This is a genomic window from Vibrio kasasachensis (genome assembly GCF_050337565.1).
GTDB classification, from domain to species: domain Bacteria; phylum Pseudomonadota; class Gammaproteobacteria; order Enterobacterales; family Vibrionaceae; genus Vibrio; species Vibrio kasasachensis.
Genome location: NZ_JAKJTB010000014.1, coordinates 37,256 through 53,847, shown reverse-complemented (window position 1 = coordinate 53,847; position 16,592 = coordinate 37,256). Strand labels below are relative to the sequence as shown.

Below are 16,592 nucleotides of genomic sequence, written 5' to 3'. Positions count from 1 at the left end.
CAATGAATGAGCCGTCAAAGATGGAAAACAAAAAAGCCACCGAAAGGTGGCTTTTGCAATGTGACTTGTCCACTAAATGTAACTTAGCGAGTTCCGTACACAACGATAGTCTTGCCGTGAGCAGAGATTAAGTTCTGCTCTTCTAGCATCTTCAAGATACGACCAACAGTCTCGCGAGAACAGCCCACGATTTGACCGATTTCTTGACGAGTGATCTTAATTTGCATTCCATCTGGGTGAGTCATCGCATCAGGTTGCTTCGCTAGGTTTAGTAGCGTTTGCGCGATACGACCGGTTACATCTAGGAATGCTAGGTCGCCAACTTTTTGGCTAGTCACTTGTAGGCGACGAGCCATCTGAGAAGACAGACGCATTAGAATATCAGGGTTTACTTGTATTAGTTGGCGGAATTTCTTAAATGAAATCTCTGCAACTTCACAAGGAGACTTGGCGCGAACCCAAGCAGTACGTTCTTGGTCTTCTTCAAATAGACCAAGCTCACCAATGAAATCACCTTGGTTTAGGTAAGAAAGGATCATCTCCTTACCTTCTTCGTCTTTAATAAGTACCGCAACAGAACCTTTAACGATGTAGTACAACGTCTCAGCTTTCTCGCCCGCATGAATTAGCGTGCTTTTTGATGGGTACTTATGAATATGACAGTGTGAAAGGAACCACTCTAATGTTGGATCGGTTTGAGGTTTACCTAGAACCATAATATCTCACTTCCTCTGCAGGGTACGCTTGCGCTTTCCGTGTTGTAGCTAAGCCCAAATTGGGAGTAAACAGGATAAGAGCACTTCAGTAGTGCTGCAAGCTATCTTGTGTTTCGACCTCAAATAGTATCCTTTTTCCTGAACTATTTCTTGATTTTAATCGAGTAGTGGATGTTATTTTCTAAGCAAAAACGTGCACATGATCACGGTATGAAAAGTAATCGTGTTTAATCGCGGTGATTTAGCCAATTTTCCCAGTTTCTATTAATTGTTGAAGAATTGGTCTGACGATTAATTCCATCGCGAAACTCATTTTACCGCCGGGAACGACAAGGGTGTTATGACGCGACATAAATGAACCATCGATCATGGCTAACAGATACGGATAATCGACATTTTTGAAGCCACGCAATCGAATTACAACAAAGCTTTCGTCTAAGCTTGGAATGCCTTTCGCATCAAGAGGGTTAGATGTATCGACGGTAGGGACACGCTGAAAGTTGATGTGGGTACGCGAAAACTGCGGAGTAATGTAGTTTAAGTAGTCATCCATCGAGCGAACGATAGAGTCCATAACGGCTTCGCGAGAATGTCCGCGGTCACGAGTATCGCGGACAAATTTTTGGATCCATTCAAGGTTAACGATTGGCACCATACCAATCAAAAAATCCACATGCTGGGCAACGTTAACGTCACCATCGACCACACCACCGTGTAATCCTTCATAAAACAGCACATCGCTATTTTCAGGAAGATCTTGCCAATGGGTAAAAGTACCAGGCATTTGGTTATAGGGTACGGCTTCATCAAAGGTATGTAGATAGCGGCGTACCTTACCAGTGCCATCGTTACCATACTCATGGAAAAAATCCGCCAGAGCAGGAAAGTCATTAGCTTGAGGACCAAAATAGCTAATATGGCGACCTTGATCGCGAGCTTTACGAATCTCTACGTCCATTTCAGGACGAGTAAATCGGTGGAAACTGTCCCCTTCGATCCACGCAGGCTTTATGTCCATCATATTGAACATTTTGCGAAAGGCTTCAGATGTAGTTGTGGTTCCCGCTCCGGATGAACCCGTTACGGCAATGATTGGATGCTTTGCTGACATGACAAACCCTGTCTAAAAATAACGTTCCTGTTAATATTTGAATGGGTGTTACAAATTCTACGTATCAATATAACATGATTAACGTTCTGTTTAAAAAGCTTAAACAGTTAAAACTTCTTTCTGAGTTGGATATCGACCGTTTCGTGTAGCTCAGAGAAAACGATCGCCGCTTCGCCTGACGCAAGTTGAGTTTTGACTTGGTCCACTTTATCTTGCAGCGAGATTTCCATTTCGCCGTAATCGGTACCTTCTCGTAATACAAATTCGCGAATTAGGTTTTCTAACGTTTCAGGTGATACATCTTGCCAAGGAACAATCATAAATACCTCTTTATTCTATGATGGTTGCGATGATGACATTATGCGGGTTTTAAGGGCTGATAGTAAGCGGGAAGCATTTCCTCGAGCCAAAATCGTGGTTTTAATAGAGAGCCAGTGACAAAGCCGACATGTCCACCGTTATCAAACAATCGATAATCAATGTTCTCAGGTAGAATGAAGTGAGGGATCACCGCATCGGTCATAAACGGGTCATCTTTAGCGTGAATGATTTGGGTAGGCAGTTTTATTTGTTGCAGGCGGTGAATGCCAGAACAGCGCTGGTAATAATCATCAGCATCTTTAAAACCATGTAAAGGAGCTGTAATCAAATCATCAAAATCATAGAGCTTGGTGACGCGTTTAATTGATTGATAAGTTAGCCCTAATTCACCTTTGAGTAGATGATGTTTTCGCAACGCATTTCGTTTGAGTGAATTGAGTAAATAGGTTTTGTAAACTTTAGAGAAGCCTTGTTCAATTCGTAGTGAGCAGGCGGAAAGATCTAAGGGTGCTGAGACGATGGAAGCTGCATCAATTAATGGCTTGTCGGCATATTTGGCTAAGTAATTTGCCAGCATATTACCACCGAGAGAGATCCCAACGGCTACTTTGACTCGCTCAGGGTATTGTTCATGTATTCTTTCAAGGAAGAAGCGTGCATCTTCCACTTCACCTGAATGGTAAGCGCGAGGCAGGCGGTTAGGTATACCACTGCAACCACGAAAGTGCATCATGACTGACAACCAGCCTTCTTTGGCAAACGCATTCATTAATCCATTGGCGTATGGACTATAAAAACAACCTTCTAAGCCATGAAAGAGTACAAACAGAGGCTTGTCCTGCGCCGTTTTAGAGTCAGGGTCCTCGCTCCAAGCCAGATCGATAAAATCACCGTCAGGGGTATCGAGTGTTTGCCAAATAGGTTCAAATAGCGCTTTTTTACGAATAAAACGTGGCGCTAAGGTTTGCAGGTGTGCGTTGGTGATACCTGCGGCTGCAATAAATTTTGTCATAGCGTGTCAGTTGGATCATCCGATGTAAATGGTTGTGAAAATACGGAGTACAAATGCTCTCCATCCAACTGACGACAATAACGTAAAGTAAGCGGATCACCATTTGCGTTACCAAGGGTGAGTCCGTTAATGCAATCAACTAAATCAGACTGCTGTTGCTTTTCTAGTTGTAATTCAAACTGCAGCGTTTCGCGGTACAAAGTGTCGGCAACGTTGCGTTTTAGCCTTCTCCGCAACTCACGAAAACTGCCAAGCAGGGATTCAGATCGGCTCAAGCATTCTCCCACTTGATGCCAATCTTGCTCACTAATAGTAGCACCTTGTTCATCGAGCCACTTAAGCAGCAAGAGTAAGTTGACGTTACCATGGTAGTGATTCTGAAGAGTCAAGCACGCATCTTTTACTTCTCGGACACTGTAGTATTGCAAGCTAAATTGCCATAGTCGTTCAAGTGTTAAAGAAACATATACGCGCTCGATACTCATTGATTGCTGAACTCCTGTTCCATCTGTTCTAGCTCTTCTTGAAGAGCCATCCATTCCATTTCAACATCTTCTAAATCGGCTTTACTGGAGGCTTGATCAGCCAGAACTTGTGTAAGTTTAGCTTTGTTTTCGGCTTCATACAGCGAGATATCCGACAATTGTTCTTCAGCGTTGGCTGATTTTTGAGCTAACTTATCCATTATATCGTCAAGTTGTGTCAATTTTTTGCGAATTGGTGCCGTTAGTTTTCGAAATTCAGCTTCACGTCTTTTTTGATCTTTCTTTGCTGACGCACTGTTGGTTGTGTTCTTCTCTGGTTGTTCTGCTTGGGCTTCGCGACGTTCCGCTTTTTGCTGATCCGTTAACCATTTGTAGTAATCGCTTAAGTCCCCATCAAACGGGGCGACTTGGCGGTCGTGTACGAGGTAAAGATCATCGGTGGTGGCACGCAGTAAATATCGGTCGTGCGAAACAATCACCATAGCGCCTTCAAAAGTTTGTAGTGCCATGGTTAGAGCTTGGCGCATATCCAAGTCTAAATGGTTTGTTGGTTCATCGAGCAATAGCAGGTTCGGCTTTTGCCATACCACCAACGCCAGTACTAGACGGGCTTTCTCACCGCCGGAGAATGGAGCCACTTTTTCGAGTGTTTTTTCACCTTGAAAGCCAAAACTTCCCAAGTAGTCACGCAATTGTTGCTCAGTGTGGTTCGGTGCGATTTGCATCAAGTGCTGTAGCGGTGTTTCTTCCGGGTGCAGCGTCTCTAGTTGATGCTGAGCAAAGTAGCCAATTTTTACCCCTTGCGAGTATGTTAACTTGCCACTCTGAGGTTTATGCTCACCTGAGAGTAATTTAATCAGCGTAGATTTACCTGCGCCATTGCGACCTAGTAATCCAATACGGCTACCTGGAACCAGATTCAGGCGTATTTTTTCTAAGATAAGATTGTCGCCGTAACCAGCTGATATTTCATCCATCATAATAATTGGATTTGGCAGCGTATCCGGTTCGCGGAATTCAAAACTAAATGGGTTGTCAAATTGTGCAGGAAGCACTTTTTCCATGCGCTCTAGAGCTTTAATACGGCTTTGTGCTTGGCGAGCTTTTGACGCTTTGTAACGGAAGCGATCAATATAGCTTTGCATGTGCGCCATGTGCTTTTTCTGTTTGGTAAACATGGCTTGTTGCAGGATCAGTTTCTGCGCACGCTGCTCTTCAAATGATGAGTAGTTGCCGGTGTACTCATTGAGTTGTTGATTCTCCACATGGATCACTCGTCCAACAATAGGATCAAGAAAATCTCGGTCGTGAGAGATTAACACCAAGGTGCCAGGGTAGTTTTGTAGCCAACGTTCTAGCCACATGACAGCGTCTAAATCTAGATGGTTAGTTGGCTCATCGAGTAGCAGTAAGTCGGAACGACAAAGTAGTGCTTGTGCCAAGTTGAGGCGCATACGCCAGCCACCAGAAAATTGAGTGAGATTCCAGCTCATCTGTGGTTGAGTAAAGCCTAAGCCATCAAGTAATTCTGCAGCGCGAGCACGAATGCTATAGCCACCAATGGTTTCAATTTTTCCGTGCAACTCAGCAACCAATATGCCGTTGTCTGCGTCTTCAGCAACGGTGAGTTGTTGTTCTAAAGATCGAAACTCACGATCGCCGTCAATAACGTATTCCAGCGCGGTACGATCAAGTGCAGGGGTTTCTTGTGCTACCCAAGCCAGTTCCCAATGTGCCGGCTTACCGAAGTTGCCCGCGTCAATAGAGAGCTCATCTTTAATTAGGGCGAACAAGGATGACTTGCCGCAACCATTTTTTCCCACCAAACCGACTTTATCGCCAGGGTGGATGATTGCAGAGGCATTATCTAATAAGGGCTTGCCACCGCGTAGCAGTTGGATGTCAGAGAAGGTAATCATAGAGTTTTGTTTTTTCTTTAATCATTTCGCTCCGCATAGTAGGAGGAATGACCGAAAAAGTCGATCATTGCGTTATTCGCTTCAACCGCGTATAACAAAATGATAACGAAAATAATAGGACTGCTGTACAAGGGATGGTTTCATTAGCTTCTGCTCAGGCTAAAGTATTAGTCATTTACGCTCATCCGGAATCGCAAACTTCCATCGCCAATCAAGTCATGATCAATAAGATCGAATCACTTGAGCATGTCACAGTGCGTGATCTTTATGCGCTCTACCCCGACTTTTTTATTGATGTTAGTGCTGAACACAATGCCCTCTTAGAGCATGATGTGATCGTTTTTCATCATCCAATGTATCTCTACTCTTGCCCAGCTTTATTGAAAGAGTGGCTCGACAGAGTGTTAGGTAAAAAAGGGTTTGCCTACGGAGAAGGCAGTGCATTGCAAGGTAAGTATTGGCGTAGTGTTATCACCACAGGGGGGAAAGAGGAAGCCTTTGGTGAACATGGCTATAATAAATATCCGCTAGAACAAATTTTACAGCCGTTTGAATTGACAGCTGCTTTGTGCCGCATGCATTGGATGGAGCCGTACGTGCTGTATTGGGCGCGCAATGTATCTGATGCGGAACGTGAGCAGCACGCTGATCGTTATTGCCAATGGTTAATCTCCCCGCTAATTGGTGTCGACGGTGATGAAGAAGGAGGCAGTAATGGCGCTTGAAAGTGACTTTCTCCAAAGTAGTGCAATTTTCTTAACGGCTGCGGTTGTCGCTGTGCCGTTGGCGCAGCGCTTTGGTTTAGGCTCAGTATTAGGTTACCTCCTTGCTGGCGTTGCCATTGGGCCATGGGGCTTGGGGCTTATCCGCGATGTTGATGCGATACTACACTTTGCTGAATTCGGTGTGGTATTACTGCTATTTCTCATTGGTTTGGAACTGAATCCCAAGAAATTGTGGCAGTTACGTGGACCCATTCTCGGTTTAGGCGGCGCGCAAGTCGTGCTGACGACTGCGGTGCTAGCAAGTATCGCCAACGTTATTGGGATGACATGGCAGGTCAGCCTGACTATTGGTATGGGATTGGCGTTATCTTCCACCGCGATTGCGTTGCGAGTGATTGAAGAAAAAGGGCTAGCAGGAACAGAAACAGGGCAATCTGGTTTTGCGGTACTGTTATTTCAAGATGTTGCAGTTATTCCAATGCTTGCTATGTTGCCTTTACTGGCAGGCAACACGACGGGTAATTGGCAAGATGGCTTGTGGATGCTTGCTGGTGTCTCCGGGTTGTTAGTCGGTGGGCATTTTTTATTGCGCCCATTGTTTCGTTATGTAGTTGCTAGTGGGGTAAGAGAGTTATTTACCGTCGCGGCTTTATTGCTGGTCATTGGTATTGCGTTATTGATGAAACAACTTGGCTTATCGATGGCTTTAGGCGCATTTATCGCCGGCGTGTTGTTAGCCGAAAGCGAGTATCGTCATGAGTTAGAGATTGCCATTGAGCCTTTTAAAGGGCTGTTGTTGGGATTATTTTTTATCGCGGTTGGCATGGCCGTCAACTTAGGTTTACTTGCTCATCAGCCTTGGGTGATTTTGATCAGTGTCCTCCTTTTGGTGACGATTAAGGGTTTATTGCTCTATGTGTTAGCGCGGATGGCAGGTAGCCGTGCTAAATCTCGTAGCCGAATAGCTGCGATTCTTAGCCAAGGTGGTGAGTTTGCCTTTGTTATTTTTACCGCAGCACAAAGCCAGAGTTTATTAACTACCGAACAAACTGCCTTTTTGCTGGTGGTTGTCAGTTTATCGATGGTGACAACACCTATTTTGTTAATGGGGCAAGAAAAGTGGTACGCGAGAAAACTTAACCAAGAAGAAGAAGCTTTGCTTGCAAGTGATGTGGTTGATAATCAACCGAGGGTAATCATTGCTGGTTTTGGACGTTTTGGACAGATCGTGGGGCGTTTGCTGTATGCCAATAAAATCAAATTGACGATTTTAGAAAGCGACGCGAGCCAAATCAAGTTACTGCGAAAATATGGATACAAGGTATTTTACGGTGATGCGACTCAACTGGATTTATTGCGAGCGGCAGGGGCGAGTAAAGCTGAAGCAATTATGCTGTGTACCGACTCCCCTGATGAGATAATGCAAATCGTTGATTTGTGTCGCCAGCATTTTCCCAATCTAAAAGTATTGGCGCGAGCACGCAGCCGAGTTGAGGCTTATCAATTGCTCAGCCATGGCGTGGATAAGTATTCCCGTGAAACATTCCTTGGAGCATTAGATTTAGGTAAGTTAGCCTTGATCGAATTGGGTATGCATCCCTATCAAGCCCACCGCGCAGAAGCACACTTTCGCAAGCTCGATAATGCGATGCTCGAAGAACTGTTACCACAACATAGTGAAGATAAACAATTGGCCCAAAGAGCCAAAGAAGCACGCAAAGAGCTGGAAGAAATATTTGGTCGAGAAATGGAAAATGATCAGCAGACTAAAAATTTCTGGGATTAAATTAGCCTAATAAAAGAGAACAAAATGAAGAAACGTTTTATCGCTGGAGCAAGTTGTCCCCAGTGTCAGCAACGCGACAGTTTACGCTGGTGGATAGAAAATAACATTGAGCTAGTAGAGTGTGTTGACTGTGATTACCATGACCAACGTAAGCCCCAATCAGTCGAAAAGACACTGCGTTCTGATGACAATATGATCGGAATTTTTCGCCCTGATTGATTGTGTTTCTTAAATAGATCCCCATAATACCCAAGTTATTATTTTATTCCCCAGCTGTCTGGGTACCCAATGCCTTGGAGCAATTATGAAAATTGAAAAGAATGTCGTCGCAAGCCTAGCGTACCAAGTGAAACTAGAAGATGGTGCAGTTGTTGACCAATCAACAGCTGAAGCACCGCTAGATTACCTACACGGTAACAGTAACTTAATTTCTGGCCTGGAAGCTGCGCTAGAAGGTAAAGTGGCTGGTGACAAATTTGAAGTAACGATCGCTCCAGATGATGCTTACGGTGAGCACAGTGATGATCTAGTGCAGCGTGTTCCTGCTGACGTATTCCATGGTGTTGAACAAATCGAAGTAGGTATGCGTTTCCTAGCGGATACTGACCAAGGTCCAATCCCTGTAGAAGTAACAGAAGTTGATGGTGACGAAGTCGTGGTTGACGGTAACCACATGCTAGCTGGCCACACTCTAACTTTCGTTGTTGAAGTTGTAGCAGTACGTGAAGCAACCGCTGAAGAAGTTGAACACGGTCATGTACATCAAGCTGGTGGCTGTGGTCATGACCACGATCACGACCACGAAGGTGGCTGTTGTGGTGGTGAAGAGAAAGCTGACGATCACGAATGCTGTGGCGGCGGCGGTTGTGGTTCTCACTAATCGTATACCCTTAGCTTAATTGTTAATTGATTAAGCCGAATAAATTTTAAAAGCGCAGCTTGTTGATTCAAGCTGCGCTTTTTACATCCATAAGATAAACGCCATTGAGTTGGGTTATCTGTTGTCATATTCCCACAATGAGAGGTGCAAAAATGTCTCTATTTTCTATCGCCATTCATGGTGGTGCCGGCACGATTTTACCTCAGCATATGAGTGCCGATCTTCAAATTGCGATTGAAACTGACTTAGAAATCGCGGTGAAAGCAGGGCATCAAATACTTGCTCAGGGTGGAACAGCGGTTGATGCGGTTGTTGCTGCGGTTAAAGTTCTCGAAGATTCACCACATTTTAATGCTGGTCGAGGTTCTGTTCTTACTCATCAAGAGATGGTCGAAATGGACGCCTGTATTATGAGTGGTGAAAATAGTGAGGCAGGGGCGGTGGCTTGTGTTCGCCATATTAAGAACCCAATATCATTAGCTTATGACGTGATGAAACATAGTCAACACGTGCTATTGATGGGAGATGGTGCAGAAGAGTTTGCTTTTGAGCATGGGCATATTTTTACCGAGCAAGATTATTTCTTCACAGACCGACGATATGACCAACTGATGGCGATCAAAGATTCCAATTTGCTGGCACTGTCAGAAGCCAATTATCCCGATGATGACAAACATGGAACGGTAGGCGCGGTGGCGCTCGATAAGTATGGCAACCTTGCTGCGGCGACGAGTACTGGCGGTATAACCAATAAAAAGTATGGTCGAGTTGGGGATTCTCCGATCATAGGAGCGGGAACATTTGCCGAAAATGGCAACGTAGCTTTATCAGCAACGGGGGTTGGAGAATATTTTCTTCGTAAAGCGGTTACGGCTGATATCGCGGCTCGCATGCGTTATCTCAATGAAGATGTCCATACCGCGTGTGATGCTGTGATCCTAGGTGAGCTGAAAAATATCGGTGGTGAAGGCGGTGTGATTGCCGTTGATCGTAGCGGAGAGGTGCACTTTGCTCTTAACTCTACAGGTATGTACCGCGCCAGCATTGATAGATATGGAAGATTGAGCGTAAAAATTTATGCATAAAAGCATGAAATTATCAGCATATCCTCTAAGTTACTTAGCAAACTCAGTCTTTTATCCTCGATATAGAATTTGTCGCCATATAAAAGAGGCATGATTAAAAAATGACTGCAAGACAGCTAATTCGGTGCTAAAATCCTTTTTTAACTAGCTATCAGACTGGAAAGATGGGAAATAACGTAGTCGTTCTAGGCACCCAATGGGGTGACGAAGGAAAAGGTAAGATCGTAGACCTTTTAACCGAAGATGCAAAATATGTGGTTCGCTACCAAGGCGGACACAATGCAGGTCACACACTTGTAATCGACGGTGAAAAAACCGTTCTTCACTTAATTCCATCAGGTATCCTTCGCGATAATGTTAAATGCATTATCGGCAATGGTGTAGTGCTATCACCTGACGCATTAATTAAAGAAATGAAGCCTCTTGAAGAGCGCGGCATTGCAGTACGTGACAGTCTTTTCATTTCTGAAGCATGTCCTCTAATTCTTCCTTACCACGTTGCTTTAGATCAAGCGCGCGAAATCGCTCGTGGCAAGAAAGCTATCGGTACGACTGGTCGTGGTATCGGTCCTGCTTACGAAGATAAAGTTGCTCGTCGCGGTCTACGCGTTGGCGACCTATTCGATATGGAATCATTCGCTGAAAAACTTAAAGAAGTAATGGAATTACATAACTTCCAACTAGTTAACTTCTACAAAGTGGAAGCAGTAAGCTACGATGAAGTACTTGAGCAAGCTAAAGGCTACGCAGAGCTACTAACTTCAATGGTTATCGATGTAACTGACGAACTAGACGCAGCACGTAAGCGCGGCGACAAGATCATGTTCGAAGGTGCGCAAGGTACACTACTTGATATCGACCATGGTACTTACCCATACGTAACGTCTTCTAACACAACCGCTGGTGGTGTTGCTGCAGGTTCTGGTTTTGGTCCTCGTCACCTAGGTTACATCTTAGGTATTGCGAAAGCTTACTGTACTCGTGTAGGTTCAGGTCCATTCCCAACAGAACTATATGACGGTCTAGATAAGCAAGATCCAGTAGGTAAGCACTTAGGTACTGTTGGTCACGAATTTGGTGCAACAACAGGTCGTTTACGCCGTTGTGGTTGGTTTGATGCCGTTGCTATGCGTCGTGCAATTCAAATCAACTCTATATCTGGTTTCTGTCTAACTAAATTAGACGTGCTAGATGGTCTAGAAGAGCTTAAAATCTGTACTAGCTACAGAATGGAAGATGGCTCTGTGCTAGAAGTTTCGCCAATGGCTGCTGAAGCATTTGAAAAAGCGACGCCAGTTTACGAAACAATGCCAGGTTGGTCTGAAAATACATTTGGTGCTAAATCTATCGACGCGCTTCCACAAGCTGCTCTAGATTACATTAAACGTATTGAAGAACTAACGGGTGTACCTGTTGATATCATTTCAACGGGTCCAGATCGTAACGAGACAATCATCAAGGTTCATCCATTCGAATCTAAGTAACTCGTAACAGTTTGATGAAAGCCGACCTCAGGGTCGGCTTTTTTGTATGACGACTTTGCTGTTTTTTTGAACTGCATATGGCAAACTATTGCCAACTCGCGGCAAATTTTGTCTAAAGACTTCATCATGTTTGCCGATAAAGTTATCGAACCTAACTTTGCTTTTCATTAAGACAGAGTGGGCATCGAATTCAACAAAGAGTGCAGGTATGAAGCTACGAACAGTAGCAGCTTCGTTGATGATGACATTGAGCGCGACCTTCAGTTACGCCAGCGTGACTGATATCGGTGGGCCAGTGCCGATATATTCCGAAGCTGAACTAATCAAACTGATTGAACAAAGTAAACATTTAGAACGAGTTAAAGCTGATAACTGCCAGTTGGTAGAGGACATTGTTGCGCGAGCGACACGCATTAGCCTTCCTTCATACGAGTTTCTCTATGGAGATATGTTGGCGTGGGGTGTTTGCGTTAAGCAAGATGTAGAGCTTGGTCTTTATTACATGGAAAATGCAGCGCATCAAGGCTTACCAACTGCGCTTGAGCAATTGGGGCGTTACTATTCTCGTGGAACTCTAGTTCAGCAAGATAAAGAACGAGCAATTCCTTACCTACGTGAAGCCGCTGCAATGGGGAATCTCAATGCGCGCATTCACCTTGCGGAACTGCTTTTACGTGATTATGGTAGCCCGCTCGATTATGAAGATGCTTACCGTTGGCTGTATAACTCAGTCACAGCAGATCAGCGTCAACACAAACGGATTTCACGTTTGAGAAATGGTCTTGAACAGCGTATGCCTGACAATATTATTGCGCGAGCTAAGCGGCGCGAAACATTCTGGTAAGCTTAATCGGCTGAAAATTGTAAAACCTGCACTTATAAAAATGCCCAGCAATTGCTGGGCATTGTTTTTTCAATCGTGGTTTATTGAACCACTTCTCCAGATTCAATGACGGCATCACGCACTATTTGTGTAAACGCTACCGCTTCCTTACGGATGGTTTCTTCATCGACGGTGAGGATCTGACGATCTTTCATCAGCAACTTGCCATCAACAATAGAGTGGCGAACGTTAGCTGAGTTTGCTGAGTAAACCAATGCTGAGTAAGGGTTGTAAACAGGAATCATGTTTGGTGCTTTGGTATCAATAACGATGATGTCAGCCAGTTTCCCCACTTCAAGAGAGCCGACCTTGTCTTCCATGTGCAGTGCTTTTGCGGCGCCCATCGTTGCCATATCGATGACTTTAATTGGCGGCATTGCAGCACGGTCTTGATTGACTAATTTGTGAACTTTTGCAACTTGGTTAAATTCATCGATCGTGCTCAGCGTATTACCTGACATAGGACCATCAGTACCTAAACCAATACGCACATTTTCGTCATACATTTTCAGCGCTGGAGAGACGCCTTTTGCTGATTTGATATTAGCACTCATATTGTGCGCAACACCCATATCTGCTTTTTTAACCAGCTCAATATCCTTGTCGTCCACTAGGATCATATGTGCACCAACAAGGTTTTTGTTTAGCGCGCCAATGCTGTCCATGTATTCAACAGGCGATAAGCCGTTAGAACGTTCAGCGATTTTCTCTTCTTCGCGATGTGATTCAGCTAAGTGAATCATCACAGGTACATTGTTCTCTAACGAAAGTTTTGCAACTTTTTGTAGTGTTTCAGTTGTGTTGGTATAAGGCGCATGGGGAGCAAACGCTGGCGTAATACGTGGATGGTTTTTGTATTCTTCAATAAATTTAAGCGTGTAATCAATTCCTGCATTGGCATTTTTTGCTGATGCTACTGGGAACTTGATGATGGTCTCGCCTAGGATAGCGCGCATACCAATCTTATCGACAGTTTTAGCCACTTCGTCTTCAAAGTAATACATATCTGCGTAGGTGGTGACACCGCCTTTTAACATTTCTACGTTACCTAGGTTTGCACCAATACGAACCATTTCACGAGAAACCAGTTTTGCTTCTAGTGGGAAAATGTAGCGGTGTAGACGATCAGGTACGTCATCCGCTAGCGAGCGGAATACTGTCATTGAAACGTGTGTGTGCGTGTTGATTAGGCCGGGCATGACAATATCGCCATCAACATCAAGCACTTTCTCTGCTTTATATTGCTTCTCTAAAGACGCATCACCAACGGCGATGATTTTGTTGTCTCTAACAACCACTGTACCGTTTTCGTATACGGCTTTATCTGGGTTCATGGTGAGAACCATAGCATCAGTGATCATCAAATCAGCTTTATCTGCTGCATGTGAAAGAGCTGAAAATAGACCTAAGCTTGCAATAGCCGTGGTTAATAAAGTACGTTTCATAGTGATAATAAAACCTAGAAATGGGAACAGGAAGTTGGAAGGGAATATGGCAACAAGGACGCCAACTTGCAAACGTTTGCTTTTCTACTTGCAGTAAAGTGTGATCTGCATCAACCTTATGGTTGGTGGATTATTATTCCGCTAAGTTATGAAAATAGCGCAGCTATTTTTCCTTTTTGTAACCACTAAGCTGTAGGTTACTTCGTTAGTCAGATATAATAGCCACATACCTTCCTTGCTAATTGGGCTTGCTTATGTCAGACCAAATCCCTAACGATCCTTTCGCTAAACGTGAATCAGAAAATTATGAAAATCCGATTCCAAGCCGTGAATTTATTCTCGAATTTTTGAAAACGGCTGGCGTTCCCCTAAACCGAAATGACTTATTTGAAGCACTCAAGTTACAGGGTGAAGAGCATTATGAAGGCTTGCGCCGCCGCCTGCGTGCCATGGAGCGAGATGGTCAATTAGTTTTCACACGTCGCCAATGTTATGCGCTCCCTGAAAAGCTAGAAATGATAAAAGGGTACGTGATTGGTCATAAAGATGGTCACGGCTGGGTAAGACCAGAAGGCAGCATGAATAAAGATGCTGACATTGTGTTGCCCAATCACCAAATGAAGACAGTCATACATGGTGATTTTGTGTTGGTACAGCCAACAGAGAACTCAAAACGTGGGCGCAAAGAAGGACGATTAGTACGCATATTGGAAGAGCGAAATACCCAAATCGTGGGTCGCTTCTTCCTTGAGTACGGTTACTCATACGTAGTTGCTGATGACTCGCGTATTAGCCATGATATTTTGATCCCAAATGAGCACAAAACCAGTGCACGTATGGGTAATGTGGTCGTAGTTGAGATTACAGATCGTGGTTCACGCTCACGTGGCATGATGGGTAAAGTGGTTGAGGTACTTGGTGAGAATATGGCGCCAGGTATGGAAACGCAAATAGCGATTCGCACTCATCAAATTCCGAATGAATGGCCAGAAGCTGTAGAGAAGCAAACCGCCAATCTGGGCGAAGAAGTTCCAGAAGAAGCGAAAGTAGGTCGCGTTGATCTGCGTGAATTACCATTAGTTACCATTGATGGTGAAGATGCACGCGATTTCGATGACGCAGTTTACTGTGAAGTGAAGAAAGGCGGTGGCTGGCGCCTGTGGGTAGCCATTGCCGATGTTAGCTATTATGTTCGCCCTAATACCGCTTTAGATAAAGAAGCGATTAACCGTGGTAACTCGGTTTACTTCCCATCGCAAGTAGTGCCAATGTTACCGGAAGTTCTATCAAATGGTTTGTGTTCGCTTAACCCGCAGGTTGATCGCTTGTGTATGGTATGTGAGATGACCATTTCAGCGAGCGGTAAGTTATCAAGCTACAAGCATTATGAAGCAGTGATGAACTCGCACGCACGTCTGACTTACAGCAAAGTAGGCGCAGTCTTAGACGGCGATGAAGAACTTCGCCAACGTTATGAACCTTTAGTTTCGCATCTTGAAGAGCTGCACAAGATGTACAAGGTGTTAAAAGTTGCACGTGATAACCGCGGTGCTATTGAGTTTGAAACGGTAGAAACTAAGTTCATCTTTAATGCTGAACGTAAGATTGACCGTATTGAACCTGTGATCCGTAACGATGCACATAAAATTATCGAAGAATGTATGATTTTGGCAAACATTGCCTCTGCATCGTACGTAGAAAAAGCAAAAGAGCCGGCACTATTTCGTATCCACGAAACTCCAGGTGAGATTCGTTTACAAGGTTTCCGTGATTTTCTAGGTGAGCTAGGCTTAAACTTAGGTGGCGGATTAGAACCTTCGCCAACAGATTATGCCGATTTGGTTAAACAAATCGCCGAGCGTCAAGACAAAGAGCTTATTCAAACCATGTTGCTGCGTTCTATGAAGCAAGCGGTTTATAACGCAGATAACTGTGGACACTTTGGTCTGGCGCTAAAACGTTATGCGCACTTTACCTCACCAATTCGCCGTTACCCTGATTTGCTATTACACCGCGCAATAAAATACTTAATTGCCAAGGAAGAGGGGCGTAATCAAGATCGTTGGACACCAACCGGTGGCTTCCACTATTCATTTGATGATATGGATGTGTACGGTGAGCAGTGTTCAATGACTGAGCGTCGTGCTGATGATGCAACACGTGATGTGGCAGATTGGCTCAAGTGTGAGTATATGCAAGACCATGTTGGTGAGCAGTTAGACGGCGTAATTGCCAATGTAACCAGTTTTGGTTTCTTTGTTCGTCTAACCGAACTTCATATTGATGGTTTGGTGCATATTTCATCTTTGGCGAATGATTACTACCAGTTTGATCCAGTTGGTCAACGACTTATTGGCGAAAGCTTCGGCGCGATCTATCGCTTAGGTGATGCAGTAAAAGTCAAAGTGTTAGCGGTGAACTTGGACGACAAGAAAATTGACTTTGAATTAGTTGAAACAAGTCGTAAGCTACGCGGCGAAGGAAAGACGACCAAAAAGCGTGCGGCAGAAGCGCAACAAAAAGCTAAAGCGAAAAAACGTGCAGCGGCGGGAAGTCGCCCAGCGCGTAAAGCAACACCTGAACTTGAACCGACTAAGCGTCCGGAACGCAAAGAGGTAAAGAACGTTGGTGATGAGAAAAAAGCTAAGGTGAAAAAGGCGCGTAAAAAAAAGCCGCATAGCAAACCAAAGAATGCCAAGCGCGCGGATAACGCGCAGTAAGCAAATAAATGCTTGAATGA

The 16,592-nt window shown here is 44.4% G+C and carries 15 protein-coding genes; 8 read left to right on the top strand and 7 right to left on the bottom strand.

Annotation, left to right across the window (positions count from 1 at the left end; all coding sequences use genetic code 11):
- Nucleotides 1-83 precede the first annotated feature (83 nt).
- The 6 genes from crp to L4C38_RS12110 form a co-directional block, all read right to left on the bottom strand.
- On the bottom strand, nucleotides 84-716 hold the full coding sequence (gene crp / locus L4C38_RS12135) for a cAMP-activated global transcriptional regulator CRP (RefSeq protein WP_005597159.1): 633 nt from the start codon (nucleotides 714-716) through the stop codon (nucleotides 84-86).
- Between the two features lie 241 nt (nucleotides 717-957).
- Nucleotides 958-1,827: a phosphoribulokinase gene (locus L4C38_RS12130; protein ID WP_428797821.1), complete on the bottom strand. Its 870-nt coding sequence runs from the start codon at nucleotides 1,825-1,827 to the stop codon at nucleotides 958-960.
- 107 nt (nucleotides 1,828-1,934) lie between these two features.
- Complete coding sequence (locus tag L4C38_RS12125) at nucleotides 1,935-2,147, bottom strand: YheU family protein (RefSeq protein ID WP_428797820.1); 213 nt, start codon at nucleotides 2,145-2,147, stop codon at nucleotides 1,935-1,937.
- A gap of 38 nt (nucleotides 2,148-2,185) precedes the next feature.
- Nucleotides 2,186-3,160 (bottom strand): hydrolase, encoded by a 975-nt coding sequence (locus tag L4C38_RS12120; protein WP_428797819.1) that lies wholly within the window; start codon nucleotides 3,158-3,160, stop codon nucleotides 2,186-2,188.
- On the bottom strand, nucleotides 3,157-3,645 hold the full coding sequence (locus L4C38_RS12115; protein ID WP_428797818.1) for a TIGR02444 family protein: 489 nt from the start codon (nucleotides 3,643-3,645) through the stop codon (nucleotides 3,157-3,159). Before L4C38_RS12115 ends, L4C38_RS12120 begins: the two co-directional genes overlap by 4 nt.
- Complete coding sequence (locus L4C38_RS12110; protein ID WP_428797817.1) at nucleotides 3,642-5,564, bottom strand: ABC transporter ATP-binding protein; 1,923 nt, start codon at nucleotides 5,562-5,564, stop codon at nucleotides 3,642-3,644. Before L4C38_RS12110 ends, L4C38_RS12115 begins: the two co-directional genes overlap by 4 nt.
- Nucleotides 5,565-5,698: 134 nt before the next feature.
- Between L4C38_RS12110 and kefG the strand changes: the two genes are divergently transcribed.
- From kefG to motX, 7 genes are all read left to right on the top strand, one after another.
- Nucleotides 5,699-6,289 carry a glutathione-regulated potassium-efflux system ancillary protein KefG gene (kefG, locus tag L4C38_RS12105; protein ID WP_428797816.1) on the top strand — a complete coding sequence of 197 codons (591 nt, stop codon included), beginning with the start codon at nucleotides 5,699-5,701 and terminating at the stop codon, nucleotides 6,287-6,289.
- The gene (gene kefB / locus L4C38_RS12100) at nucleotides 6,279-8,075 is read left to right on the top strand and encodes a glutathione-regulated potassium-efflux system protein KefB (protein WP_428797815.1); all 1,797 of its coding nucleotides are present in this window, start codon (nucleotides 6,279-6,281) and stop codon (nucleotides 8,073-8,075) included. The genes kefG and kefB overlap by 11 nt, the downstream gene beginning before the upstream one ends.
- Before the next feature lie 24 nt (nucleotides 8,076-8,099).
- Nucleotides 8,100-8,294, top strand: coding sequence for a YheV family putative zinc ribbon protein (locus L4C38_RS12095; protein ID WP_428797814.1), 195 nt, complete (start codon nucleotides 8,100-8,102; stop codon nucleotides 8,292-8,294).
- Nucleotides 8,295-8,379: 85 nt separating this feature from the next.
- Nucleotides 8,380-8,955, top strand: a complete 576-nt coding sequence (gene slyD / locus L4C38_RS12090; protein ID WP_428797813.1) for a peptidylprolyl isomerase — start codon at nucleotides 8,380-8,382, stop codon at nucleotides 8,953-8,955.
- 152 nt (nucleotides 8,956-9,107) lie between these two features.
- Complete coding sequence (locus L4C38_RS12085; protein WP_428797812.1) at nucleotides 9,108-10,040, top strand: isoaspartyl peptidase/L-asparaginase family protein; 933 nt, start codon at nucleotides 9,108-9,110, stop codon at nucleotides 10,038-10,040.
- Nucleotides 10,041-10,204: 164 nt separating this feature from the next.
- Entirely contained in the window at nucleotides 10,205-11,524 is a 1,320-nt protein-coding gene (locus L4C38_RS12080) for an adenylosuccinate synthase (RefSeq protein ID WP_428797811.1), read from the top strand.
- Between the two features lie 208 nt (nucleotides 11,525-11,732).
- Entirely contained in the window at nucleotides 11,733-12,368 is a 636-nt protein-coding gene (motX, locus tag L4C38_RS12075) for a flagellar protein MotX (protein WP_428797810.1), read from the top strand.
- Between the two features lie 80 nt (nucleotides 12,369-12,448).
- On the opposite strand, the gene L4C38_RS12070 is transcribed toward motX, so the two are convergent.
- Nucleotides 12,449-13,858: an amidohydrolase gene (locus L4C38_RS12070; RefSeq protein WP_428797931.1), complete on the bottom strand. Its 1,410-nt coding sequence runs from the start codon at nucleotides 13,856-13,858 to the stop codon at nucleotides 12,449-12,451.
- A 248-nt stretch (nucleotides 13,859-14,106) separates the two neighbouring features.
- Here L4C38_RS12070 and rnr point away from each other — a divergent pair, with 248 nt between their 5' ends.
- Complete coding sequence (gene rnr / locus L4C38_RS12065) at nucleotides 14,107-16,572, top strand: ribonuclease R (protein WP_428797809.1); 2,466 nt, start codon at nucleotides 14,107-14,109, stop codon at nucleotides 16,570-16,572.
- The last annotated feature ends 20 nt before the right edge of the window (nucleotides 16,573-16,592 follow it).